19 protein-coding genes and 1 tRNA gene are annotated in these 24900 nt (G+C 60.8%); 16 read left to right on the forward strand and 4 right to left on the reverse strand.

Annotation, left to right across the window (positions count from 1 at the left end):
- Positions 1 to 264: 264 nt before the first annotated feature.
- From FJE54_RS11645 to FJE54_RS16070, 5 genes are all read left to right on the forward strand, one after another.
- A complete protein-coding gene (locus tag FJE54_RS11645; protein ID WP_139652934.1) occupies positions 265 to 684 on the forward strand; it encodes a helix-turn-helix domain-containing protein in 420 nt (139 codons plus the stop codon).
- Positions 685 to 694: 10 nt separating this feature from the next.
- Positions 695 to 1957: a serine/threonine protein kinase gene (locus FJE54_RS11650; protein ID WP_139652935.1), complete on the forward strand. Its 1263-nt coding sequence runs from the start codon at positions 695 to 697 to the stop codon at positions 1955 to 1957.
- A gap of 312 nt (positions 1958 to 2269) precedes the next feature.
- Complete coding sequence (locus tag FJE54_RS11655) at positions 2270 to 3361, forward strand: KamA family radical SAM protein (RefSeq protein WP_139652936.1); 1092 nt, start codon at positions 2270 to 2272, stop codon at positions 3359 to 3361.
- 159 nt (positions 3362 to 3520) lie between these two features.
- Positions 3521 to 4894 (forward strand): APC family permease, encoded by a 1374-nt coding sequence (locus FJE54_RS11660; protein WP_139652937.1) that lies wholly within the window; start codon positions 3521 to 3523, stop codon positions 4892 to 4894.
- Between the two features lie 117 nt (positions 4895 to 5011).
- Positions 5012 to 5108, forward strand: a tRNA-Sec gene (locus tag FJE54_RS16070).
- Positions 5109 to 5121: 13 nt separating this feature from the next.
- On the opposite strand, the gene selB is transcribed toward FJE54_RS16070, so the two are convergent.
- Genes selB through selD form a run of 3 tightly spaced genes read right to left on the reverse strand, consistent with a single transcriptional unit; the run spans position 5122 to position 9669 of the window.
- Complete coding sequence (gene selB, locus FJE54_RS11665; RefSeq protein WP_139652938.1) at positions 5122 to 7044, reverse strand: selenocysteine-specific translation elongation factor; 1923 nt, start codon at positions 7042 to 7044, stop codon at positions 5122 to 5124.
- A complete protein-coding gene (gene selA, locus FJE54_RS11670) occupies positions 7041 to 8552 on the reverse strand; it encodes an L-seryl-tRNA(Sec) selenium transferase (protein WP_139652939.1) in 1512 nt (503 codons plus the stop codon). The genes selB and selA overlap by 4 nt, the downstream gene beginning before the upstream one ends.
- A gap of 58 nt (positions 8553 to 8610) precedes the next feature.
- Positions 8611 to 9669, reverse strand: coding sequence for a selenide, water dikinase SelD (gene selD, locus FJE54_RS11675; protein WP_139652940.1), 1059 nt, complete (start codon positions 9667 to 9669; stop codon positions 8611 to 8613).
- A 490-nt stretch (positions 9670 to 10159) separates the two neighbouring features.
- Here selD and FJE54_RS11685 point away from each other — a divergent pair, with 490 nt between their 5' ends.
- From FJE54_RS11685 to FJE54_RS11725, 9 genes are all read left to right on the forward strand, one after another.
- Entirely contained in the window at positions 10160 to 13294 is a 3135-nt protein-coding gene (locus FJE54_RS11685) for a molybdopterin-dependent oxidoreductase (protein WP_218971928.1), read from the forward strand.
- Between the two features lie 11 nt (positions 13295 to 13305).
- Positions 13306 to 14247 (forward strand): 4Fe-4S dicluster domain-containing protein, encoded by a 942-nt coding sequence (locus FJE54_RS11690; RefSeq protein ID WP_139652943.1) that lies wholly within the window; start codon positions 13306 to 13308, stop codon positions 14245 to 14247.
- The gene (locus tag FJE54_RS11695; RefSeq protein WP_139652944.1) at positions 14240 to 15004 is read left to right on the forward strand and encodes a cytochrome b/b6 domain-containing protein; all 765 of its coding nucleotides are present in this window, start codon (positions 14240 to 14242) and stop codon (positions 15002 to 15004) included. The genes FJE54_RS11690 and FJE54_RS11695 overlap by 8 nt, the downstream gene beginning before the upstream one ends.
- Before the next feature lie 121 nt (positions 15005 to 15125).
- Complete coding sequence (locus FJE54_RS11700; RefSeq protein WP_255467411.1) at positions 15126 to 16022, forward strand: formate dehydrogenase accessory protein FdhE; 897 nt, start codon at positions 15126 to 15128, stop codon at positions 16020 to 16022.
- 27 nt (positions 16023 to 16049) lie between these two features.
- Positions 16050 to 16859, forward strand: a complete 810-nt coding sequence (gene fdhD / locus FJE54_RS11705; protein ID WP_255467412.1) for a formate dehydrogenase accessory sulfurtransferase FdhD — start codon at positions 16050 to 16052, stop codon at positions 16857 to 16859.
- Positions 16860 to 17128: 269 nt separating this feature from the next.
- The gene (gene pyrR / locus FJE54_RS11710) at positions 17129 to 17716 is read left to right on the forward strand and encodes a bifunctional pyr operon transcriptional regulator/uracil phosphoribosyltransferase PyrR (RefSeq protein ID WP_139652945.1); all 588 of its coding nucleotides are present in this window, start codon (positions 17129 to 17131) and stop codon (positions 17714 to 17716) included.
- A 1-nt stretch (position 17717) separates the two neighbouring features.
- Positions 17718 to 18662, forward strand: coding sequence for an aspartate carbamoyltransferase catalytic subunit (locus tag FJE54_RS11715; protein ID WP_139652946.1), 945 nt, complete (start codon positions 17718 to 17720; stop codon positions 18660 to 18662).
- On the forward strand, positions 18646 to 19938 hold the full coding sequence (locus FJE54_RS11720; protein ID WP_139652947.1) for a dihydroorotase: 1293 nt from the start codon (positions 18646 to 18648) through the stop codon (positions 19936 to 19938). Before FJE54_RS11715 ends, FJE54_RS11720 begins: the two co-directional genes overlap by 17 nt.
- 848 nt (positions 19939 to 20786) lie before the next feature.
- On the forward strand, positions 20787 to 21527 hold the full coding sequence (locus tag FJE54_RS11725; RefSeq protein ID WP_255467413.1) for a putative endonuclease domain-containing protein: 741 nt from the start codon (positions 20787 to 20789) through the stop codon (positions 21525 to 21527).
- 148 nt (positions 21528 to 21675) lie between these two features.
- Here the strand turns inward: FJE54_RS11725 and FJE54_RS11730 are convergent, their stop codons facing one another.
- Positions 21676 to 22563 (reverse strand): proline iminopeptidase-family hydrolase, encoded by an 888-nt coding sequence (locus FJE54_RS11730; protein ID WP_139652949.1) that lies wholly within the window; start codon positions 22561 to 22563, stop codon positions 21676 to 21678.
- A gap of 284 nt (positions 22564 to 22847) precedes the next feature.
- Between FJE54_RS11730 and FJE54_RS11735 the strand changes: the two genes are divergently transcribed.
- Together FJE54_RS11735 and FJE54_RS11740 are read left to right on the forward strand one after the other, a co-directional pair.
- A complete protein-coding gene (locus FJE54_RS11735) occupies positions 22848 to 23960 on the forward strand; it encodes a hypothetical protein (RefSeq protein ID WP_218971929.1) in 1113 nt (370 codons plus the stop codon).
- Positions 23961 to 23962: 2 nt separating this feature from the next.
- Positions 23963 to 24643 (forward strand): PspA/IM30 family protein, encoded by a 681-nt coding sequence (locus FJE54_RS11740; protein ID WP_139652950.1) that lies wholly within the window; start codon positions 23963 to 23965, stop codon positions 24641 to 24643.
- Positions 24644 to 24900: the final 257 nt, after the last annotated feature.

Raw genomic sequence — 24900 nt, forward strand, 5'->3', positions numbered from 1 at the left:
TTGTATCCGGTTAGGATATAGATCGATCATAGGGAAGCAGCCTCGCTTGTTCATTAGCTGACAGCTAATAAAAGGCGAGCGGATGCCCGCGATTTTTCCGTTGCGGGCATTAGCCGTGAGCTAATGAAATGGCGTTTCGTTTTGACTAGCATTATCGAAACTGGGCGACTATTCTTTTTGGCCAAAGCACGGCGATTCGGCTCGTACCCAGAAAGGCGAATCGCTACAATGGAGCAATCGGTGATCCGCAAAAGAAAGCGACGAATGAAAGAACCTTTAACAGAAGAACTCCTCCAAGAGCTGCTCGCCTCGCCCGACCCGCTTCGATTTGCCGACAAGCACCGCATCGGCAAGCGCAACCTTCCCGAATACCTGCAGCAGCTTCTAGACGAAAAGGGGCTTGTTCGTTCTGCTGTGGTGCGCGAGGCGGGTATAAACGAAACATTCGGTTATCAGATATTCATGGGCCAGAGAAACGCTTCGCGCGACAAGATTCTCCAGCTCGCCTTTGCGATGGGGCTTACCCTTACAGAATCGAACCGCCTGCTGCAAGCGGCGGGAGTGAACGAGCTGTACTGCAAGAACCGACGCGACGCGATCATAATCTTTTGTTTGGACAAGGGCTATTCCCTTCAGAAAACCGACGAGGAGCTCTACCGCTTCGGCGAAGAGACCATCTGCTAAGATACTCTGCATGACCTACGACGAGCTATCCGAACACCTCAATGCCCTTCAGCGCGATGACTGCTATCGCGTTGATGTTGTCATGAAGGAAAGTCCCTACGAAGTAACGGAGAAAGTGTACTTCGTCGGGGCAAACGGATCTGAGCAAGGTCCTTTTGTAAGGAAACGCATACAAGCGGAAAGCAGCCTCGGTTCGGCATATGAGAGCCTCTACGATGCGCAGAAGAGCGGGCGGCGGTTCTCGTATATCCCGCGTCTCGTCGAGTGCTACTCGACGGGAGACGAGCGCATCGTCGTCATGGAATACGTGCAAGGCGAGACCTTGCAGGAAGTGGTGTATCGGTGCGATCCCTCGATCGCGCTTGCGGTCGACCTGTTTCCCCGCATATGCGAAGCGGTCAGGGAGCTTCATACCTCGTTCTCGCCGCCTTTGATCCACCGGGATCTCAAGCCGTCGAACATCATGGTTTCGCAAGACAGCTTGACGGTCATCGATTTCGGAATCGCACGATCCTTCAAAGCGGGCGCAGAGGCGGACACGAAGCAGTTCGGTACGAAAGCGTACGCGCCGCCCGAGCAATTCGGGTTCGGGCAGACCGATGAGCGAAGCGACGTGTACGCGCTCGGCATGCTTTTGTACTTCTGTCTGACGGAGAAGACGCCGGATGCGAAGGCGCGTGCAGCGTCGTTTAGCGCACCGTGCATACCCGAGCGGTTCAGGCAGGTTATTGAGAGAGCGGTCGAACTCGATCCGGCGGACCGGTTCCAGTCGGTGGAAGCGCTGATGGACGCCTTCGCGAAAGTTGCCGGTTCGGTATCGCCGCTTGCGGAGCCTTCCGTTTTGCAGCCGGTATACGTCAACGGGCAGTCTTCAAACGTCCCAAGTCGCGCGGTGCGCGAGGAAGCGGCGCGCATGGGCGCAGGGAAGGCGGGCGGCTTTCTGTCCCGTATTCCGAAAGGCCTGGGCGTTGCGTGGGATGTGTTCTTGCTCGCAGTGCTTGCGCTGTTCGTGGCTACGGCGGTCAGGATAACGATTGCGCCGGATCCGACTTCGGCATTCGCCGAAAACTCGCTACTCAGCCGGGCGTTGACTTACGGGTCTGTGCTCATGCTCTTCTTCGTTCCGCTCCTATACGTCGTTTCAGACAGAAGGCCGCTCAAAAGATTCGTGCCGTTCTTGGAGAAATCGAGCTTCTTGAAAGATCTCGTGTTCTTTTTCGCATGTATCGTAGCTTTGTTCGTTGCCGCCATGCTCATCATGACGATCCCCTGAGTGCTGTAAAAGGGCGATGCCATTTCTTAAGGTTTATGCAGTCGATTGCGAATTTTTTAGTCTTTTCCCCTGATGGGGTTCGTGGCTACTGCGATCAGTGATACCATACCTTTTCAGTTATTGTTTCTATTCGGAAGCGGATTGCTTTCGATTATACAGGCTCTGAGCATCGGGATGACCGCTCTTCGGCGGTTCGGCATCCATCAGCAGACATATCGAGCGGCACGCGCAGCGCGCATGAACGGATACCTGCATACTCAACACTGCCTGTCCCGTCTGAAAAGACGCGCAAAGAGGTGAAGGGAGAACGATTTGAGCTGGCGAAACGAAATGAGGGAATGCGTTAGAACGCTTGAAGATCTGCAGACGTACATCACGTTCGACGAAGGCGAACAGGAAAAGATTGCCGAGATACTCGATCATGCCCCCATGGCCGTTCCCCCGTACTACCTCTCGCTCATCGATTTCGACGACCCCGACGACCCCATTCGCAAGCTCGCCATTCCCTCCTTGCGCGAAGCCGATCCATCGGGAAGCCTCGACACGTCGGGCGAGGCGGATAACACGGTTGTCGTAGGGCTGCAGCATAAGTACCGTGAAACGGCGATGATGCTCTCGACCAACGAGTGCGCGATGTACTGCCGACATTGCTTCAGAAAGCGCCTTGTCGGCTTGCCAGACGAAGGCATAGCCCATGACCTCGATGCGGTGCGCTCGTACCTCATGGATCATCCCGAGATTACCAACGTGCTTGTGAGCGGGGGAGATGCGCTTCTGAACTCCAACGCGCGCATTGAAGCCATACTATCGATGCTCACCGATATCCCGCATCTCGATTTCATCCGCATTGCCACACGCGTGCCGGTGACGCTTCCTTCGCGCATAACCACCGATGACGATCTGCTCGGCATCCTCGCTCGATACCGTGAGAAAAAGCAGCTGTTCATGGTCACGCAGTTCGACCATCCTCGTGAGATCACGTCTGAAGCTGCGGCAGCGGTGCGGGCTGTTCTCGATCGAGGCATTCCCGTGCGTAACCAGACGGTTCTTCTGCGCGGCATCAACGACGATCCGGCTGTTTTGGGAAGCTTGCTGCAAAAGCTCACCTCGATCGGGGCCGAGCCGTACTACGTGTTTCAGTGCCGTCCCGTTACCGGCGTGAAGAGCCAGTTCCAAGTACCTCTCAAGGAAGGCTGCCGCATCATCGAGGGCGCGAAGGCGATCCAGAACGGTATCGGCAAGTCGTTTCGCTACTGCATGTCGCATGTGACGGGCAAGATCGAGATTCTCGGAGAACTGTCCGACGGTTCGATGGCGTTCAAATACCACGAGGCCAAGGATCGCGAAAACCTCGGGCGCGTGTTCACCCGCGAGGTCGCCGACGATCAAGCGTGGTTCGAATAGCCTGCGGCACCGTCGAACAGGTGCACACGTAGCGAAACGAAACGATAACGGCATATCAAGCATCGAATGACAGTGCTCGATAGCCTTCCTTCCCAAGAGTAAAGTAGGGAACGGCAAGCCACCACCCTGTACCCGGCCTTGCCGCAGGAGGCCAATGTCATGCAAGGAAAACCGGCGACGGCAGATTCCGTCGCGCCGTCGAAGGGCGCACCGCAACTCAAGAAGGTCATGTCGGTTTCCGATATGGTCGTGTACGGACTCATCTTCATGGTCCCCATTGCGCCGTTCGGCATTTACGGCGGCATCTTTACCGAATCGGGCGGCATGCCGACGCTCGTGTACATCGTCGGCACGCTGGCCATGGCGTTCACGGCGCTCTCCTACGCTTCGCTCGGCAGGGAGTTTCCCGTTTCGGGTTCGGTGTACGCGTATGCGAGCAGGGCGATTAATCCCGGTGTTGGCTTTTTGACCGGGTGGGCTCTCATGCTCGATTACATCTTGAGTCCCGTATTGCTCTACGTGGTCTCGTCGACGGCGCTCCACGGAATCGTTCCCGAAGTGCCTGCCTGGGTATTCGGCGTCGTATTCGTGGTAGCCAATACGTTCGTGAACGTGCGGGGCATCGAGACCGCTTCGATCGTAAACCGCATCGCGCTTGTGCTCGAGATACTCTGCCTCGCCGTGTTCGTGGTGCTCGGCGTGCACTGGCTCATGACCGACCCCGCCTCGCAAGGGTTCTCCCTCAAGCCGATATTCAACGCCGAGACGTTCGATCCGAACCTTGTCATGGCTGCTGTTTCCCTCGGTGTGCTGTCGTTTCTCGGATTCGACGGCATAGCGACGCTTGCTGAAGAAGCCAAAGATTCCCGCAGGGGTCCCGGTCGTGCGATGATGGTCTCGCTTGCTATCGTAGGCACGCTGTTCGCTGTGCAAACCTACATCGCAGGTTGCATCAGCCCCGACGGTGCTGTGTTCGCACACGATCAGGACAACGCCTTCTACCTCGTCGCCGGGGTGGCGGGCGGCAAGGCGCTTTCGATCACCTGCGCGCTTGCTACGGCGCTTTCATGGGGCATCTTCACGGCGCTTGCAGCTCAAACGGCCATATCGCGCATTTTGTTCGCCATGGGGCGCGACGGCAACCTGCCCCATGTGCTTGCGAAGGTCCATCCGAAATACAAGACGCCGTATGTGGCGACCCTGTTCGTCGGTGTCGTATCGCTTGTCCTGGTGCTCGTGCTCGGCAGATTCGGCACCGATACGATATCGCTGTTCGTGAACTTCGGGGCGCTTTCGGCCTTCCTTGTGTTGCATGGTACGGTTATCTGGTATTTCTTCATCAAGAAACGCGACGGCAAAGTGTTTTTGCATCTAGTATGCCCGCTAATCGGCTTCGCCGTGATCGGCTACACCTGGATAAGCTTGAGCTTGCCCGCAAAGCTGCTCGGCGTGTCGTGGGTTGCCGTCGGGGCTTTGTACTACCTCATCATGCGCAAGGTGCTGAAGAAAGACGTACGGATCACGGGGGCATGAGGAAACGCGGATGCCGTTCCCGAAAGGAAAGCGGAACGTTGCAGAATTCTGCTCGGAACCGCCCGCGGTTACGCTATCATGATCAAGCGCCTCGTTCAGGGCGCGGTTCTCTTATGCGGAGATGGATGGGTCCTGGTGGGCCCCGCGGCCTTCAAAGCCGTTGCGAGGCGCGCAGAACGTCTTGGATGTGTTCGATTCGCATGCATCTCCGCCATGTTCTTACCTGATCATCGCAGATAGCGCAAATCCCCTTCGCGGCGCGTCATGCCCCGCGCGTCGAAGTACTCGAGCAGGGGGATGGCGTACTTGCGGCTCGTTCCCATCGCCTCCTTGAGATCGGCTGCGGTTGCCGGGCCGGCTTCGAGGCGCTCGCGTGCGGCTGCCTCGAGATGCGCAAGCGCCGAAGCGTCGAAAGAGAATTCCTGGCCGATGCGCTTTGCGAATCCCCGCTTCTCGAGCTCGCCTAATGCGCGATGGGCGAGCGACGGATCGACGCCGCTCGCAGCGACGAGGTCGCTTACGCTCGGTGGCGCGGTGCCCGCATCGGCAAGCGATGCCTTAAGGTTGTCTACGGCAGCCTCGAGGGCTTTCTGGGCTCCCGCCCCCGCCCTCGGATGGCTGACTTCGCCGCCCGTTGCGATGGCCGCCCCCGCGACGACGGCATCGGCGAGCACGGCGTCGAAGGCTTCTTCGCCTGCGCGGGGCATGGTGCGCTGCCTGAGCGCATCTTTCGCAATGCCCGTTGCAGACGGATTCTCGGTATGAAACTTCATGAGGGCGTTCTCGAGGGCCGCCCGATGTCGCTGCAAAGCGGGTTTCGTGGTGTAGAAAGCTGCTCGGCCTTCGAGGCGGACGGCTTTGCCCTCGCGGACGAGCGCGTCGAGTTCGGCTCGGGCCGTCTCTTCGTCGACGCCCGAGCGATGTGCGATGTCGGCAGATGTCTGGGGTAGCGTCTCGAGGGCGAACGCGGCACGGACGACGGCACCCTCGTCTTGCGCACGCAGCGCATCGAGCAGCGCTTCGGTATCGGGTTTCAAGGCGGTGGTCCGGCGCGGATGCGCTCTGAGCACCATGCCGCCCCCGATCACATGGACGGGGGAGAACGAGCGCATGACGAACCGATCGCGCCAGGCAACCGGCAATGCTTCGTCGAGGCGCACCTGCGCAAAGGCACGGTTTCCGCTTGCGAGCGAATCGGCGTCTCCGAAGAACAGAACGCGGCCGGTCACCTCGCGCGTACCGTGCGCAATGCGCACGCGGGTGCCGCTTTCCAGAGGCTTGGCGGCACCGGGGGCACCGAGGTAGGTGATGTCGGCATCGAAACGGTCGGTCGGCGAGAGGCTGTTCGGCAGGGCGACGAAATCGCCGGGGCGAACCTCGTCGGTCGACACCGCGTTGAGGTTTAAGGCCGTGCGATGCCCCGCGACTGCCCGCTCGACGGATTCGCCATGAACCTGCATGCTGCGGATGCGTGTGCGCAGACCGCTCGGAAGCAGCTCGACTTCGTCGCCGACGGCGAAGCTTCCCGCCCAGAGCGTGCCGGTGACTACGGTGCCGGCTCCTTTGATCGTAAACGCGCGGTCGATCGGGAGCCGTGCGGTTCCGCCTGTTTTCGTATGCTGCGCTGCGCGTGCGGTGCGTTCGAGCGCTTCTGTCAGCTCTTCGAGGCCTCGTCCGGTACGGCTCGATACCGCCACGATGGGCGCATCGGAAAACGGCGAATCGGCCAGCCGCGCGCGCACTTCGTCTGCCATGAAGATGAGCCATTCCTCGTCGACGAGGTCGGCCTTGGTGAGCGCGATGACGCCGGCGCTGATACCGAGCAGCTCGAGCACAGAGAGATGCTCGACGGTCTGCGGCATGATGCCGTCGTCGGCTGCGATGCATATGAGGGCCAGATCGATGCCGGTGGCGCCGGCGATCATCTGCCGCACGAACCGCTCGTGGCCCGGTACGTCGACGACCCCGAGCGCGTCTCCGCCCGGAAGCTCGAGGCGTGCGAAACCGAGCTCGATCGTGATGCCGCGCTTCTTCTCTTCGATAAGCCTGTCGGGGTCGGTGCCTGTGAGCGCGCGCACGAGCGACGATTTGCCGTGGTCGATGTGGCCTGCGGTGCCGAGTACGAGATCTCGTGATGCTTCGGTGCTCATCGGCCTTCCCCCGGTATGCGCATGCTGTGCGTTTGGGGGGAGGACTCGTCTGGATCGAGGCTGTCGAAATACGCGCGAAGCGCAGCGGCTACCTCGGCGATGTCGGCATGCGTTAGGGTGCGTGCGTCGAGCAGCACGGCATCCTTCTTGATGCGGCCGATGATCGGCACGCGGCGCGACGTTGCAAGGAATGTCTCGCAGCCCTGCGCGTTGCCCCGCTCAAACGAGATGCGCACCGCAAAGGAATCGATGTCGCACAAGGGAAGCGAGCCGCCGCCCGCACGTGCCGTTTCGGCCACGACGTCTACGGTGGCCGCCCCTTGGGGAATCGCCTCGGTAATCGCGCGTGCAAGGTTTTCCGCACGATCCTGCACCGCGCCGCTCGGTTCTGAGAGCATGCGCAACGTCGGGATAGCGCGAAGCGCACGTTCGGGGTCGAGGTAGATGCGCAGCGTCGCCTCGAGTGCGGCGAGCGTCATCTTGTCAAGACGCAGCGCGCGGGCTAGCGGGTTTTTCTTGAGCCGCTCGATCAGGCGGCGCGAGCCCACAACGATGCCCGCCTGCGGTCCGCCCAAGAGCTTATCGCCCGAAAACGAGACGAGGTCGCAGCCGGCTTTGAGCGATTCGGCGACGGTCGGCTCGGCGTAGGAGCCGAAGCAGTCGAGGCGGATGAGCGAGCCCGAGCCCTGATCTTCGTATACGAGCACCTCGTTCACCGATGCGGGGCCGGCCTCGCTGTGGCGCGCCGCGTTCTCGCTGTCGGCTATGCGGCGCAGCTCGTGTACCGGAACCGATTCGGAGAAGCCGACGATGCGGTAGTTCGAGGGATGCACTTTGAGCAACATCGCGGTGTCGGGTCCGACGGCGCGCGCGTAGTCGGCGGCATGGGTCTTGTTCGTCGTGCCCACCTCGACCATTTCGGCGCGCGAAAGCGCCATGATGTCGGGGACGCGGAACGACCCGCCGATTTCGACAAGTTCGCCGCGCGACACGATCGCCTCGCGTCCCGCAGCGAACTCCACGAGCACCATCATGACCGCCGCCGCGTTGTTGTTGACGGCGATAGCCGCCTCAGCTCCCGTGACGGCGCAGATCAACCGCTCCACATGATCGTGACGGCTGCCGCGCGCGAGCGCGGCGGTATCGTATTCGAGCGTCGAATAGCCCCGTGCTACTTCTTCGACGGCATGCACGGCTTCGTCGGCGAGCACGCTGCGGCCGAGGTTCGTGTGCAGGATGACGCCCGTGGCATTGATGACGCGGCGCAGCGAGGGCCGCAGGTTAGCAAGCGCACACGAGCACGCTTCATCGGCGATGGCCTGCGCATCGACGCTCGATCTCGACCCGGTGAGAATGGCGTTGCGCTCATTGTCGACGGCTTCGCGCGCGCAGTCGGCGAGCACGCTTCGCGGCATGAGCGCCTCGAGCGCTTTCAGCTGCGGATCGCGCAGCACTTCCTCGATCTGGGGAAGCGAGCGGAGAAGATCGGTATTCGGCGGTTGCGCCATGGACGTGCCTTTCTCGAATTGCGGGGTGCGCTTCTGTCCGCAGTATACCAGTACGGTATCACGCCGAAAACGAAACGGACCCCCGAGCTCCCTCGACGACGGTTCCGATCCGCGAAGGGCGCCGTCCCGCGCGCTCGAGGTACTCCCGTTCGAAGGTCTCGGCGTTCTCGGGCGGAATCGAGCAGAGCAGGCCTCCCGAGGTTTGCGGGTCGCAGATGACGGCGAGGCGGTTGTCGAATTCTTCGTCGTCGAGTCGCCCCTGCGAAACATACGCGATCGCTTCGTCCATGATGGCGAATGCGCGGTTTGGCCTGCAGTACGCTTTCGCGAGCTCCCATACCCCGTCGAACAAAGGAAGCTTCTCGAAGTCGAGCACGGCGGAGCATCCGCTCGCGTCGAGCATCTCGTGGAGGTGGCCTGCGAGTCCGAAGCCAGTCACGTCGGTCGCTGCGCGGGCTTTCGCACTAAGGCACGCTTCGGCGCCGCTTGCATTGAGCTCGGACATCGATGCCACGGCGGCGCGGTAGGCGTTTTCGTCGTCGAGCTCGCAGGCGTGTGCCGAGACTAGGATTCCCGTTCCGAGGGGCTTCGTGAGGTAGAGTGCATCGCCTGGCTTCGCGCCGGCGTTGCGCAGGATGCGATCGGCCGGCGCGGTGCCGAACACGGCGAGGCCGTATTTGGGCTCGGCATCGTCGATGGTGTGGCCGCCTGCCACAACCGCGCCCGCTTCGCGCACCGCATCGGCGCCGCCGTGCAGGATTTCCGATGCGACGGATGAGCCGAGCGCACAGTCGAGTGCAAGGAGGTTGAGTGCGACATGCGGCTTCGCGCCCATGGCGAATACATCCGAAAGCGCATTCGCGGCCGCGATGCGGCCGAACTCGTAAGGGTCGTCGACGATGGGCGTGAAGAAATCGGCGGTGAAGACCGCTGCGCGCTCGTCGTCTATGAGCCATACGGCGGCATCGTCGCTCGTCTCGAACCCGAGCAGCATGTGCTCGTCAGCCCCCGGAACAAGGGAGCGCAGAATGTCGTCGAGGTCGCCCGGACCCCACTTGGCGGCTCAACCGCCCTTCGAGGTGAGCTTCGTGAGCTTGATGCGTTCGAACTCGTCCATGGGCCTCCTTCCTCCGTGATGCGCACATGCCGTGCCACCGTACTCGGTGCATAATTTCAACCAGTATACCAGTCCTTGTGCCCAGGCCGAACAGAGCTGTTCGCCGAAAGGAACGACCGACCGTCGAAATAGGGTAATACCCTACCTCGCGCCGTTTACCGATGCAGGGAGTGCAAACAAGCTTGCAATCGCCGGATTTGCCCGAAATCCGTGCCGCTTGCAGGAAGAAAGCGACCGCTCCCGCGCGGGTGTTCAGGGCGAAAAAGCCGCTCGCCGAAACGCAAGCAAGGAAGTCGGGTATCTTGGGCGGCAGCCGCGCCGAAACCAATGGTACGATCAAAAAGCCGGACGGCGTAGGGCACCGTCGGGCGGCCCCGACGGGTCGGGCCGTGCAGCTTCGCGATGCGTATCTTCCATGCCCTCGAACGCATTGCCAAGACGCGGCCCAAAAAGCGCTTTTTTTGGAAACGGAAGGAAGGAGATCGAGGACATGAATCTCTCACGCAGGGGCTTTTTCAAAGCTACCGGCGCTGCGCTCGCTACGAGCATGGCGTTTGAGTTGTCCTCCCGGTCGGAGGCTCTCGCCGCCGAGCCGGAAGCGGGCTGGAAGCTCGTAAACACCGAGGAATACACCAATATCTGCTGTTACTGCTCGGGGGGATGCGGCGTCATCTGCTCGGTGCGCGACGGGGAGCTGGTAAACCTCGAAGGCGATCCGGATCATCCGATCAACCAGGGCGGCCTGTGCCCGAAGGGCGCGACCATGTCGCAGCTTCGAAACATCGTGGATCCCGCAACGCGCGAAATCATGAAGAACACGAACCGCAAGACCAAACCCATGGTTCGACGTCCCGGCGCAAGCGCATGGGAGGACATCTCATGGGACGATGCGGCAACCGAAATCGCGCAGTGGGTCAAGAAAACGCGCGACGAGACCTTCGAAGAGAAGGCGGGCGATCTTACGGTCAACCGCTGCCACGGCATCGCGAGCCTGGGCGGATCGCAGCAGAACTCCGAGGAAGAGTACCTCATCAACAAGATGATGCGCTCGCTCGGTGTGATTGCGATCGACAACCAGGCGCGTGTTTGACACAGCCCCACCGTTGCCGGTCTGGCAGCAACCTTCGGTCGCGGTTCGATGACGAACCACTACTGCGATCTCAAAAACGCCGACGTCCTCATGACGATCGGCTCTAACAACGTCGAAAACCATCCCGTTTCTTCGAAATGGGTGCAAAAGGCGCTCGATAACGGTGCGACGTGGATCGTCGTCGATCCCCGCTACACCCGTTCGGCCGAGATGGCCGACATCTACTGCCCGATACGCTCGGGCACCGACATCGCCTTCTACGGCGGCATGTTCAACTACATCCTCGAAAACGACCTGTGGCAGCACGAGTACGTGCTCAACTACACGAACGCATCCTTCCTGCTCGACGAGCAGTACTCGTTCGACGTGAACGAGGGCATCTTCTCGGGCTTCGACGAGGCTACAGCCACGTACAAAAACGATACCTGGCACTACCAGGTGGAATCCGAATCGGAGTGGGATACCTCCGAAGGCGGCGCTTACGCGTGGGTTGCCAAAGAAGGCGTTCCGGCCTTCACGCCTCCGAAAAAAGAGGTTCCGAAGCGCGATATGACGCTCGAGGATCCGATGTGCGTGTTCCAGCAGCTCAAAAAGCACTACTCCCGCTACGATCTCGACACGGTGTCGAGCATCTGCGGCATGGACAAAGATCTGCTCGAGAAAGTGTATGCGGTGTACGCCTCGACGGGCGCTCCCGAGAAATCGGGCACGATCCTCTACGCGCTCGGTCAGACGCAGCACACCTACGGCGCCCAAAACTGCCGTTCGATGGGCATCCTGCAGCTTCTACTCGGCAACGTCGGCGTCGCAGGCGGCGGCGTGAACGCGCTGCGCGGCGAGCCGAACGTGCAGGGCGCGACCGACATGGGCATGCTCGTGGCGAACCAGCCGGGTTACCTCAACTGGCCGACCGAGTACGGAACCCCGTCTCTGCGCGCTTGGTTCGAGAAGGAGACGTATTCCGACGGCTACTACACCAACAAGCCGAAGTTCATCGTATCCGCACTGAAAGAATGGTTCGGAGACGCGGCTACGGTCGAGAACGATTACGGCTACGATTGGTGGCCGAAGGTTCCGAAATCGCCCGACTATTCGATCATCGGCTCCTTCGAGCTCATGAGCCAAGGGCTCATCAAGGGCTACTTCAACTGGGGCATGAACCCGTGCCACTCGGCCCCGAACGCATCGAGCGTCCGCCGTGCCATGGCCAACCTCGACTGGCTCGTCGTTGCCGACTGGGTGGAGACGGAATCCGCCTGCTTCTGGAAAGCCCCGGATATGAATCCGGCCGAAGTGAACACGACCGTGTACTTCCTTCCCGCCGCGCTCATCTTCGAAAAGCCCGGAACGATTCTGAACTCCGGCCGCTGGCTCCAGTGGCGCTACCAGGCCGTCGAGCCGTGGGACGAGGCGAAGCCCGACTACGAGATCTGCGACATCCTGTGGAAAGCCATCGTCGCCGAGTACGAAAAGGGCGGCGTGGCTCCCGAGCCCATTCTCAACACGAAATGGGATTACTACGTCGACGGCAAGATCGATCCGCGCCCGGTGGCGTGGGCGCTCAACGGCTACACCATCGAGGGCACCGATTTCGAGCGCGCCGAGGTTGATTTTTTGAGCACGTTCGCGAACCTGCAAGCCGACGGCTCCACCGCCTGCGGCATGTGGATCTACACGGGATTCTGGGCGAATAAGGAAGCACCGCTCGATCCGGCCGAACAGGCCATCGGCAGCCGCGATGCGGAGGACCCCTCGGGACTCGCCCTGCATCCCAAATGGGCGTTCGCCTGGCCGCTCAACCGCCGTATCATCTACAACCGCGCTTCGGCAGACCTCGAAGGCAAGCCGTGGAATCCCGAGAGAAAACTCGTCGAATGGACGGGCGAGAAGTGGGATCAGGTCGACGTCGCCGACTTCGTGGCGACCGCGAACGGCGTGCCTGTGCCTCCCAACGACAAGGCTTTCTTCATGCTCTGGGAGCAAAGCGCGCGTCTTGAGAGCTACGGCATGGGCGACGGGCCTTTGCCCGAGCACTACGAGCCGTTCGAATCGCCTGCCGAGAACCACATCAACGGCCGGCAGAACTCGCCGTGTGTCCGTTTCGCCGAGTTCGATTCGGTGAAGAGGGGCGACCGTTCGCAGTATCCGATCGCTGTGACCACGTATTCGGTGACCGAGCACTGGCAGACTGGCGGCCAGACGCGCAGCTGCCCGGCGCTCAACGAGGCCATGCCCGAGCAATTCGTCGAAGTGTCGCTCGAGCTTGCTGCGGAGAAGGGCATCGAAAACGGCGATACGGTGCGCGTATTCAACAACCGCGGCTCCGTTATGGTCACGGCACTCGTGACGCCGCGCTTCAAGCCTTTCACTGTGAACGGCGAAATAGTGCATCAGGTGGGTATGACGCATCACTTCGGCTGGGCGGGCGAATACGCCACGGGCGATATCGTGAACGACCTTCCGCCGAACGTGGGCGACCCGAACTGCTGGGTTCCCGAGTACAAGGCGTTCCTCGTCGACATCGAGAAAGCGTAGGGTGGTGAACCATGAGCGATAAAGCGATATTCTTCGACACCTCCCGGTGCACCGCATGCCGCGGATGCCAAGTGGCGTGCAAGACCTGGAACGAGCTGCCTTCGTCGATCGAGCTGAACGGCAATCCCTCGACGGGGTCCTACCAAAGCCCGATGGATCTGAGCGGCGATACGCGCATCCTCGTATCCTTCAGCGAAGAGGCGGGCGGCAGCAAGGGCGTCATGTGGGCGTTCGGGCGCCGCTCCTGCCAGCACTGCACCGATGCGCCCTGCGCGACCATGTGCCCGGCAGGCGCCATTTTCAAGCACGAGGAGACGGGGCTTGTCACCGTCGACGATTCGAAGTGCGTCGGCTGCCAATACTGCTCGACGGCGTGCCCGTTCGACGTGCCTCGCTACCGCGCGACCGGGCCGCTCGGGCAGAAAACCGTCATCAACAAATGCACGGGATGCGTCGACCGTATCGAGCAGGGCAGGGCGCCCGCATGCGTGAGCACGTGCCAGCCCGAGGCCCTCAAGTTCGGCGACCGCGACGAGATGATCGCGCTTGCGAAGGAGCGGGTCGAGGTTCTCAAGGGTCGCGGATACGACAATGCCGTCGTCTACGGCGAGAACGAAGTGGGCGGTCTGCATGTGATCCAAGTGCTCAAGTACGGTGTGGCTGCGCACGGCCAGATCGAGGATCCGCAGGTGAGCCCAACGGTTGCACTGACCCAGATCATGAAGCCGATCACCGCGGTCGGCACCGGCGTGACCGTGGTAGGCCTTGCCGCCATGTTCGCGCTCGGCATCGGCTACAAGCGCAACAAGGTCGTCTACAACGCCGATACCAAAGATACGATCGATGCCGAAACCGGGCAGGTCGTGAAGCACGGCGACGGCCAGGACACCGAATCGGTCAAGGAGCACATCTTCGAAAACCTTCCGGGAAAGAAGGGGGGCAACGATGAATAAGGGACCAGTTGCAGTTTCGGCGCAGGAGGCCGCCCAGAACAAGGCGTTTCTGGAGACCATGAAAGCGAAGGGAACCGAGCGCTACATCAAGCGCCACTCCCTGCAGGCGCGCATCACTCACGGCGTGACCATCATCGCCTGCATACTGCTGTGCATTTCGGGTCTGTTCGTGTTTGTGCCGGCGCTTGCGCAGGCGGTGGGCGCCGATACGGTGTTCGCCATCCGCATGTCGCATCGCGTGCTCGGCGTGATCTTCGTCGCCGTACCGCTTATCAGCGCCATCATGGCACCGAAGGGCGTGGTGCATGTATTCAAGAACCTGTTCGAGCGCTGGGATTCGGACGATAAGAAATGGATGATGCTTTTCTTCCCGTACTTGTTCATGGCGAAGTGGATCCACATGCCCGACCAGCACGAGCTCAAGAGCGGCCAGCGTTTCGCCGACGGCATGCTGTGGCTGTTCGGAGCGCTTATGGGTGTGACGGGCGTGATCCTGCTGCTCGGGACGACCGTAGTCGACCTCGGCGGCGCGCATGGCGTGGTTTTGTTCCTGCACGACATCGGATTTCTGATGATCTGCATTTTCGGACTTGCGCATATCTTCTTGGGCGCGGGCATCTTCCAACCGTACCGCGGCACGGCGAAGCTCATGTTCGGCGACGGCATGGTGTCGGAATCCGACGCCCTGTACCACTGGGGACATTGGGCGCGTGAAGAGATTGAAAGCGGCGAAAGAATCGTCGAGAAGAAGGCGTAAAGCCTTTGACCGAAGCGCGCCTCGGGACGGTTTGGCCGGATCCCGGGGCGCGCGATGTGACCGCGCGGGCATACGGCGATTCTCGAGTGCCCGCGCGGCGGAACTTTGAGTAAAGGACGCAATGAGCATGAATCTCAAGCAGATCGACGCGGCGATTACCGCGTATCAGGACACCCTCGACGAAACCGGGCGCACGCGGCTCGCGTTTTTCCGCACGCTGTGGGAAGAGCAGGACCGCATCGCGAAGGCCTCCCTTTCTCAAGGGTACCAAACTCCCGACGAAGCCGTGCTGCGCGATGCCATATCGAAGGGTGTCGCCGTGTTCGCGCTTGCGCCCGCACCCGTATCCGAGGAAGAGCTTGCCTCGGCCATCGGCTCGATCGCGGATTCGATGGCCGAACACGGTGGATTTACCGAAGAGCTTTCATCGGCGCTGAGGACAGGGCCGTGGGAGCGGGCTGCTCGGGATGCCTCGGCGACGCGTGCCGGGAGCGATCCCGCAGCGTTCGCAGAAGCGTTCGCGGATGCGCTTGCAGTCGAGGGCGCAGACGAGCAGGCCGTCCACGTGGGTGTCATCGCGGCGATGCTCGCCGTGCGGGCGTTGATCGACGGGCCGGCTCGTAAAGCGTCCGAAGGGCTTCGCCGCATCGGGGCGGGTGACGCCCATACGCTCAGCTGTCCGGTGTGTGGTGGCGATCCGGCCCTGGCGCGGATCGGCGATACCGACGGCGTTCAGGGCCGCGGAAAAGAACTCTGGTGCGCCCAGTGCGGAACAACATGGCCGTTCGATCGTGTTCGGTGCGCCCGATGCGGCACCCGCAACCAAGGTCGCTTGCACTATACGAGCATCGAGGGCGACGCGGCGCATCGGCTTGCCCTGTGCGATGAGTGCGGCGGCTATATCCGCACTGTGTACCAAGAGGATTCGCTCGCACCGTTTTCCTACGAGGTTGAAGATGTCGTCACGGCACCGCTCGACGCGGTGGCGGCAGACTTGGCTGTGCAGGACGAAGCGTAGCGCGCGCTGAAGCGAAAGGAGGCCAAGGTGGCTGTTGTCGAATATCTGCCGCGCACGTGCGCGGCGCCGAGCGAAACCGAGGAACGTCCTATCAGGATATACCTCAACGAAACGCCGGTGGCGGTAAGCCAGGGAAGCCCCTATGGGCTCTCGGAGCTCGCCGTCGGCTACCTGCTTTCCGAAGGCCTTATCTTCGACCGCGACCAGCTTCTGCACGTCGAAGTAGACGAGGCGGGAGCCGAAGTGTACGTGCAAAGCGGTGAAAGCGCCGAAGCAGGCTACGTGCCGCTCCATCGCGTCACCTCGTCGGGGTGCGCTCAGTCAGCGCTTCTGCGGAGCACTTCGGCGATCGCTTCGCCCCGGGCGCTTTCGACCGAGTCCCGCTTCGATGCCGATGCGCTGCTCGCGTGTATGGACGAGCTGTGCGAGCGCAGTCCGCGCCGCAATACGGGGGAGTGCGTTCACGGCTGCGGTCTCGGCGAGCCGGGCGCGGACGGGCTTCTGCTCGTGCGCGAGGACATCGGCCGCCATAACGCGATGGACAAGCTCATCGGCCAGGCATGGCTCGATCGCATCGATGTGCGCGACAAAGCGCTGTTCATCACGGGGCGCATCAGCGCGGAGATGGCGCTCAAAGCCCACCGCGGCGGCTGCCCGGTGCTCGTATCGCGCAAGTCGGCGACCGATGAAGCCGTGCGGCGCGCCGAAAGCCTCGGCGTCACGCTCGTTTCCCACTGCCGGGGCGGCCGCATGCGCGTGCTTTCCCGCCACGACCGCATCGCGCACTGCGGTACACAGCCGGCCAATACTGCATATTTTTCAGAAAAATATGCATAAAGGGGTTACAAAGCAGCTCCAAAGCGCATATACTGCGCTCTAGTCCTTTAAAAGCGGTACAGAGAGACCGACAAGGCTTGCAAGCTGCATCACATCACATACGCAGCCAGCAACTCGGAAGCCTTTGTCTGTCGCAGAGGCATTTTTTATGCCTTGGCGCAGGCGGGCACACGGTTTCGGGCACGTCCCAAACCGGCGCGGCGGGGAACCCCAGCCGACGAGAGCCGAATGGTCAGTCTGTACGCACTCGAGAGAAGTAAGGAGTGTGTATGAAAGACACCGGCAACGTCAAATCCGTATGCATGGATGCGGACGAGATCGAGCGATCGCTCACGCGCATCGCGCATCAGATTCTCGAACACAACAAGGGAGCGGGAAACATCGCTATCGTGGGCATCGTGACCCGTGGCGATCTTTTGGCCAAGAAGCTCGCCGAAAAGATCGAGGAGATCGAGGGTGCGAAGGTGCCGCTCGGCAAACTCGACATCAGCTTCTACCGCGACGACTTCATGACGCACCTTTCGCCTGAGGTGCACGCGACCGACATCCTGTTCAACATCGACGGCAAGGACGTCGTGCTGGTCGATGACGTGCTCTACACCGGCCGTACCATCAGAGCCGCGCTCGACGCCATCATGGACCTCGGCCGCCCGGCAACCGTCCAGCTCGCGGTGCTCGTCGACCGCGGCCATCGCGAACTTCCCATCCGCGCCGATTTCGTGGGCAAGAACGTTCCCTCGGCGGCCGATGAGAACGTGCGGCTGTTCCTCGAAGAGGTCGACGGCATCTCGGCGGTCGAGATATTGGAAATCGAACCGGGCTCGCGCGCGGGCTCTGCACCTTTGGGAGGTGAATAGGATGGCGTTTTCCCACAAGCACCTTATCGACATCACGGAATATTCTGCCGATGACATCATGCTGCTTCTTGAGACCGCTGTTAAGTTCAAGGAGGTCAACGAACGCAAGATCAAGAAGGTTCCCACGCTCAAAGGCTTCACGGTCGTGAACATGTTCAACGAGCCTTCGACCCGTACGCGTTCGTCGTTCGAGATAGCCGAGAAGCGTCTTTCCTGCGACAGTCTGAACTTCGGCGGTTCGTCCACCTCGGCGGTGAAGGGCGAAAGCCTCGTCGACACGATCGAGACGCTGTGCTCCTACAAGATCGACATGGTCATCGTGCGTGACAAGCATGCGGGTGTTCCGCGGCTCATCGCCGACGTTTCGGGTGCGCACGTGATCGACGCGGGCGACGGCAAGCACCAGCATCCCACCCAGGCCATGCTCGACCTCTACTCGATATGGGAGGCGAAAGGAGATCTTTCCGGGCTCAAAGTGGGCGTCGTGGGCGATATCGGCCACTCGCGCGTGTGCGGAAGCCTTATCCCCGCTCTCAAGATCATGGGATGCGAAGTGACCGTCATCGCGCCGCCGACGCTCATGCCGGCCCGTCCCGACGTGCTCGGAGCCGATCACGTGACTTCGAACCTCGATGAGGCGTTGCCCGAACTCGATGTGGTCTACATGCTGCGCATTCAGCGCGAGCGCCTCGAGGGAGCGCCGTACCCCTCCTTGCGCGAATACAACCGACTCTTCGGCCTCACCAAGGAGCGCGAGCCGCTCATGAAGCCCGATGCGATCATCTGTCATCCCGGTCCCATCAACCGCGGCGTCGAACTCGACAGCTACATGGCTGACTATCCGAACCGGTCGGTCATTCTCGATCAGGTCTATGCGGGCATTCTCACTCGCATGGCCGCATTATACCTACTACTCGGGGGGAGCGAAGATGGCCTTACTGCTTAAGAACGCGCGTTTGATCGATCCGCAGATCGGACTCGATGAAGTTGCCGACATGATCGTCCGCGACGGTGCGATCGTGGAAATCGGACAGAACCTTTCCATCGAGAAGGGCATCGAGAAGGACCTCTCGGGCAAGATCGTCGTGCCCGGACTCGTGGATATGCACGTGCACCTGCGCGAACCCGGCCAGGAACAGAAGGAAGACATTGCGAGCGGAACGAGGGCTGCGGCCCACGGAGGCTTCACGGCGGTGTGCTGCATGCCCAACACTAAGCCGGTGACCGACAACGCGACCGCCGTTGAGTTCATCCAGGCGCGTGCGAACGCGGTCGGAAAATGCCGCGTGCATGTTGCCGGAGCCTGCAGCCAGGGGCTCAAGGGCGAGACGCTCTCCGAGATGGGCGACATGGTCGCCCACGGCGCGGTGGCGTTCACCGACGACGGACGCGGCGTGCAGGATGCGGGCATGATGCGCCGCGTCATGGATTACGCGAGCATGTTCGACCGACCCATCATGAGCCACTGCCAGGACGAGGCGCTCGTGGGCGAGGGCCAGGTGAACGAGGGCGTAGTTTCGACTCGCCTCGGCATGCTCGGATGGCCCGCCGAGGGCGAGGAAATCCAGATCGCCCGCGATATCGCACTCTGCCGCCTGACGGGCTGCCCGTTGCACATCCAGCACCTTACGACGACGCAAGGCCTCGATCTTGTGCGCGCTGCAAAGGAAGAGGGGCTGCCGGTAACCTGCGAGGTGACGCCGCACCATCTGTTCTTGAACGAGTGGGCCATCGGCGACGACTACAACACCTTCCTCAAAGTGAACCCGCCCTTGCGTACGCCCGAGGATTGCAACGCGCTCATCGACGGCGTCATCGACGGCACCATCGACGCCATCGTGACCGATCACGCGCCGCACACCGCATGGGAGAAGAACTGCGAGTTCGAGATCGCCCCGTTCGGCATGATCGGCCTCGAAACCTCGCTTGCGCTCATCCTTACGAACCTCGTGGACCCCGGGCATCTTTCTTGGGGGCGTGCCATCGAGCTCATGAGCGTGAACCCGCGCGCGATTCTGCGCGTCGATCGCGTAGCGCTTGAGGCCGGATGCACGGCCGACCTCACGGTCATCGATCCTGAAGCCGAGTGGACGGTCGATGCTGCGGATTTCCTCTCGAAGGCCACGAACTCCGGCTTCATCGGCGAAGAGCTCAAGGGCCGCGCCACCGACGTGTTCGTCGGCGGCTACGCGACCTTGGAGGATGGCGCTATCGTCGAGTAGTCTCGAGCCGCAAAACCAGAGGAAGCTCACTCGCTTACTCTGTGGTTATCGGGGCCGGGCAAGTGTCCGGCCCCTTGCGTGCCGCCTGTGAAGGAGCCACTGCGCTGCCCGCAAGCCCCGTCCCCGCAGCACCGCTGCCCGCGAGTCCCCGCTTCCCGATCCCTAGCGCGTATCCTACAGGACCTTTTGCTTCACGATAGGGCTTACCTGTGTTCTGGAGGCTCTCAAAGCCCAATAATTGCCGCTGTGAAGGGTTTCATAATGCATTACCAATACAAGCAAATTACTTGCTTCTAATAACCCCAGTTCATTGGCTTGCTGACTTCTCAGCGCAAACGAAAGCCTTTCGCTTGCGCATCTTGCTGATGCATTAAAACCAAAAAACGCTTCACGGCGGCAATTTTTGGGCTACGAAGCCGCTTCGCGTGCCATTTTAGAACTTACGAAGCCGCTTCGGGTGCTATATTGATTTTCTTATTAAGTTGATGCAGGCGCTCTTCGCGATCGCGAAGCAGCCCGAACAGAAACCGAGCCCTCGTTTCCCGTCTACGCTTGCAATTTCCTCCCGTACGAGGGCTTGTGAGGGGTGTGCGCCTATGGACAGAGCAAGGGTTTATTTCGCATATGGAACTGCGTTGCAGATTCTGAGAACGACGTCTCCAGAGCAACGGGTCGCGGTGCTTGGCGACAAACGCAGTCTTCCCGATTGCGCGCCGAACGAACAAGAGTATGCTGACATCATCGATCGTCTTCGATCGGCGCACCCGCGAGTGCACATTGATCAGCCGATTCATGTTTTGGTCGGTGACGACGGTCATCGACGTCTTTCGCATAGCTTCAAGGAACATGTGCTGTCAACGCCGCTTTCGGGTGCATCGTTCTATCGGCTTGCGAAGGGCGTATACACGGCAGCTCCCGCTTTGTCTCTTGTCCATATGGCTTCCCATGAGAAGCATGCAGTTGGTATACAGGAGTTGGCGTACGAATTATGCGGAACGTACCAAACACGTCGGACGGGAGTCGAATCCGCTTACAATGTGGCACCCCTTGCCTCCGTGCGGGGACTGCGCGATTTCGTTTCACGAAACGCCTCGCTGGGCGGAGCGCAAAAGGCCATGCGGAGCTTGCGCTACGTTGCCGACGGCTCAGCCTCGGCTCGCGAAACGAAGCAGGCGCTCGTGCTCGGACTGCCTCATATGCATGGCGGGTATGGCCTCGGTGTACCGCGCATGAATTACGAGGTACAGGCGAGTTCGGCTGCCCGGGCGATCACGGGAAAGCAAAGCTTTCGCTGCGATTTGTGTTGGCCGGATGCGAAACTCGATGTGGAATACCAAAGCAGGGAGTCGCATTCGGGCGAAGAGAGCCGTATCGGCGATTCTCGCAGAACGAATGCGCTCGTGTCCATGGGGTGGACGGTTATCGAAATCACCAACGATGAGCTCGATAGTCTTGTCGCGACCGATACGATAGCCGATGCGATTCGTCGGCATTTGGGAAAGCGAGGGCGCGTGCGCGTGCCCGATTACCATGCCCGTAAGCTAAAGCTCAGAAGACAGCTGGGTCTTGCCGTGGGGTACGAGTGTTGACGATTGCCGCGGGGTACGAGTGAGGGCGCTGGCGAAGGATGGGGTTTCACGATCGCCCGCGTTCCACGGCGCTTCGTCTTGCTTGCGAAAGAAAGGGGCGCCTCCGAAATGAAGCGCCCCGCTGGACTGTCGTTATGCAGTCGCTGCCCTACTCGTGGCGGCTGAGGAAATCCTCCACGACCTCAAGGCATTCGTCGGGATGTGTGACGTTGGCGATGTGGGGTGCTCCTTGGATGAGCGCCCATTCGCATCCAGGGATAAGGTCGACGCCCTCTTTGACGACGAGCGGCGTTCCCTCATCGTCGGTGCCCGAAAGTGCCATGCACGGCACCTTGATGTCCTTCACGCCTTCGCGGACATCCCAGTCTTTCATCTTGCCCGTGACTACGAATTCGCTTGCGCCCTGCATGATCTCGTAGCATTCGCCGACGCCGGCGAACGATTCGCTGATGAAATCAGGATAGTCCTTTTCGTACAGGCCCACCACATGGCGCATGTAATACTCGTCGTAGGCGGCCTTCGCTTCGGGGGTCTCGTAGTCGCCGGTGCGCTCGGCTTCTGCGATGGCTTTCTGCATGTCTTCGGGCATGTACTTGATGAGGCGATTCGCCTCGGAAAGCCACGTGGCGATGCGCGCGGGCGAGGAATTGATCACAAACGAGTTCACGCCGGAATCATCCTTCATCATGCACAGCATACCGAGCATGCCGCCCCAGGAATTGCCGAACAGGTGGATGTCGTCGAGGCCGAGCGCTTTGCGTACGGTATAGAACTCGTCGACCCATAAATCGTAGGTGTAGAAATCGTCGTCCTGGTGGGGGATCATTGATTTTCCGCAGCCGATCTGGTCGTAGAACACCACTTGGCGGCCGTACCGATCGGCCAGCTCTGCGTAGGTGAGCAGGTAGTTGTGGCAATCGCCCGGACCGCCGTGCAATACGAGCAGTGTCTTTTTCCCCGGTTGGTTTTCCCCTACGATCTTGCAATAGGTTTTGAAGCCGTTGTAGTCTACGTATTCCTCGCGGATCTTGGCCATGAAAGCTCCTTTCGGTGTAAACGGCTGCGTGCGGGATGCGCGTCTGCGAGCGCCGAGGCGCAGGGTCGCGCAGGCGAACTTCCCTCGTTTCGAAGTATGGCTGTTCGAATTGGTTTTTGCAATGAGTCCGAGTTGAGCAGCGGGAAAAGCGCAGCGTATCAGCAGGGGAGACGCACCCGATCTGCAAAGCAACAGTTTGGTGCGGGCTTTGGATTTCGGGCGACATGCGGATGTGCGCTGCTCGGCTCATGGTAGAATGGCGAAATTCGACGGGAAGGAGAGCGATGGGCAGGTCTGGCGGAGGAAGAAGCGGGGGAGGCGGATTCTCCGGCGGCGGCCGGTCGTTCGGCGGCTTTTCCGGGGGAGGCCGATCTTCGGGCGGTTTTTCCGGCGGCAGATCCTCTGGCGGCGGGCGCAGCGGCTCTCCTTTCGGCGGCGGCTTTTCCAGTGGAGGACGCAGCGGCGGCTCTCCTTTCGGCGGCGGTGGCGGACATTTCCCCGTGTTCATCCCCATGCCCCGCTTCTCGGGCGGCGGTTCGGGCGGAGGCCCGACAGGCGGCATGCCTCCGAGCGGGGGCGGACCTGCGCCTGGCAGCTCGGGCTCGAGTTCCGGCTGCGGATGCCGCACCATCGCTATAATCTTCGCCGTACTCCTTGTCATCGGCATGGTCGGTGCGCTGTTCACCCAATGCAGCGGCTCGGGTGCGGCGGGCGCGCCCGCTTCCACGGTCGAACGCGAGGCGCTGCCTTCGTCTGCTGTTGACGAGACCGGCTACTATACCGACAACGACGGTGACTGGATCCGCAACGCTTCTGTGCTCGAGAAAGGTATGAAGGCGTTTTTCAAGGAAACCGGCGTGCAGCCGTACCTGTACATAGAGAAGAACGGCTCGGTCACCTCCGTACAAAAGCTCACCGAACAGGCCGAAGCGCTCTACGACGAGCTCTTTACCGACGAAGCGCATTTTCTGCTCGTGTTCTGCGATGACGGCAACGGCGGCTTCAATGCCGGGTACGCGGTCGGCTCGCAAGCGAAGACGATCATGGATGATGAGGCCGTCGGTATTCTGGCCGACTACCTTGATCGATATTACAACGATTATTCGCTCAGCGAGGAGGAGATATTCTCCAAAGCTTTCGAGGACACGGGCAAGCGCATCATGACGGTAACGAAATCGCCCCTTGTGCCCATCGCCGTGTGCCTTGCCGTTATCATCGTGGCAGGCATCGTGTTCGCCATCGTGAAAAACCGCAGCAAGCAAAAAGAGCTCGAGCGCCAGCACACCGAGCAGATACTCACTACGCCGCTTGAGAAATTCGGCGATCAGGAAGTAGAGAACCTCGCGAAGAAATACGAGGAACAGAAACCGGCCGAAGGCCAGACAGGAGAGAAATGACCATGGGCATGCTAGACCGTTTTACCGACATTATCAAAGCCAACATAAACGATCTGCTCGACAAGGCGGAAGATCCCTCGAAGATGATCGACCAGTACATGCGCGATCTGACTGAAAGCTTGGCTGAGGTCAAGCAGGAAACCGCCGGGGTCATGGCCGAAGAAACGCGCACGAAGCGCCTTGTCGACGAGAACACAGCCGAAGTCGCCCGCTACTACGGCCTTGCCCGCAAAGCGCTCGAGGCGGGAAGCGAAGAGGATGCGCGCGTGTTTCTCGCGAAGAAGCAGGAGTTCGAAGCCAAGGGAGAAAATCTCAAGCAGGCATACGATGCGGCGCACGAGAACGCGAAGAAAATGCGCGAGATGCACGACAAGCTCGTGAGTGACATCGAAACGCTCAACGGTCGCCGCGAGGCCATCAAGGCCAAGGTGTCGGTTGCCAAGACCCAAGAGAAGATGAACGAGTTCGCTTCGTCTGCCGAGAAGACCGCTGGCACCATGAGCGCCTTCGACCGTATGGAGGCCAAGGCCGATGCGATGCTCGATAAGGCGAACGCGATGGACGAGCTCGACCAGGCACCAGCTGACGAAGCTGCGGCGCTCGAGGAGAAGTATGCAAGCGCAGGCAACGATGCCGCGGTCGACGACGAGCTTGCGAAGCTGAAGGGCGAAATGGGCTTGTAGGCCGCTTCGCTCACATCCTGCTTAGCCGGATGCCCCGCTGCGAATCGCAGCGGGGCGTTTCACGTGTGTGGGCGGTTGCCTTTTTGGGTGAGCGCCGTTCGATGATGTCCTGTTCGGCGGCAGCATCGCGCCGTAACGATGCTCATCTGGGTTTCGATCGGATTTCGATGCTATAGCTGGCGTAAACCCTGCTTGTGAGTACATATCGTGAAACGGCTTTGGGCGGGCGAGACTGCGCCGTTGTTTCGATTCAACCG

Source organism: Raoultibacter phocaeensis (assembly GCF_901411515.1).
GTDB classification, from domain to species: domain Bacteria; phylum Actinomycetota; class Coriobacteriia; order Coriobacteriales; family Eggerthellaceae; genus Raoultibacter; species Raoultibacter phocaeensis.

Coding starts and splice junctions, on each gene's coding strand:
- FJE54_RS11645 (WP_139652934.1), top strand. CDS start 265: ATGAAAGAACCTTTAACAGAAGAACTCCTCCAAGAGCTGCTCGCCTCG.
- FJE54_RS11650 (WP_139652935.1), top strand. CDS start 695: ATGACCTACGACGAGCTATCCGAACACCTCAATGCCCTTCAGCGCGAT.
- FJE54_RS11660 (WP_139652937.1), top strand. CDS start 3,521: ATGCAAGGAAAACCGGCGACGGCAGATTCCGTCGCGCCGTCGAAGGGC.
- selB (WP_139652938.1), bottom strand. CDS start 7,044: ATGAGCACCGAAGCATCACGAGATCTCGTACTCGGCACCGCAGGCCAC.
- selA (WP_139652939.1), bottom strand. CDS start 8,552: ATGGCGCAACCGCCGAATACCGATCTTCTCCGCTCGCTTCCCCAGATC.
- FJE54_RS11690 (WP_139652943.1), top strand. CDS start 13,306: ATGAGCGATAAAGCGATATTCTTCGACACCTCCCGGTGCACCGCATGC.
- FJE54_RS11695 (WP_139652944.1), top strand. CDS start 14,240: ATGAATAAGGGACCAGTTGCAGTTTCGGCGCAGGAGGCCGCCCAGAAC.
- FJE54_RS11700 (WP_255467411.1), top strand. CDS start 15,126: ATGAGCATGAATCTCAAGCAGATCGACGCGGCGATTACCGCGTATCAG.
- pyrR (WP_139652945.1), top strand. CDS start 17,129: ATGAAAGACACCGGCAACGTCAAATCCGTATGCATGGATGCGGACGAG.
- FJE54_RS11715 (WP_139652946.1), top strand. CDS start 17,718: ATGGCGTTTTCCCACAAGCACCTTATCGACATCACGGAATATTCTGCC.
- FJE54_RS11720 (WP_139652947.1), top strand. CDS start 18,646: ATGGCCTTACTGCTTAAGAACGCGCGTTTGATCGATCCGCAGATCGGA.
- FJE54_RS11730 (WP_139652949.1), bottom strand. CDS start 22,563: ATGGCCAAGATCCGCGAGGAATACGTAGACTACAACGGCTTCAAAACC.
- FJE54_RS11735 (WP_218971929.1), top strand. CDS start 22,848: ATGGGCAGGTCTGGCGGAGGAAGAAGCGGGGGAGGCGGATTCTCCGGC.
- FJE54_RS11740 (WP_139652950.1), top strand. CDS start 23,963: ATGGGCATGCTAGACCGTTTTACCGACATTATCAAAGCCAACATAAAC.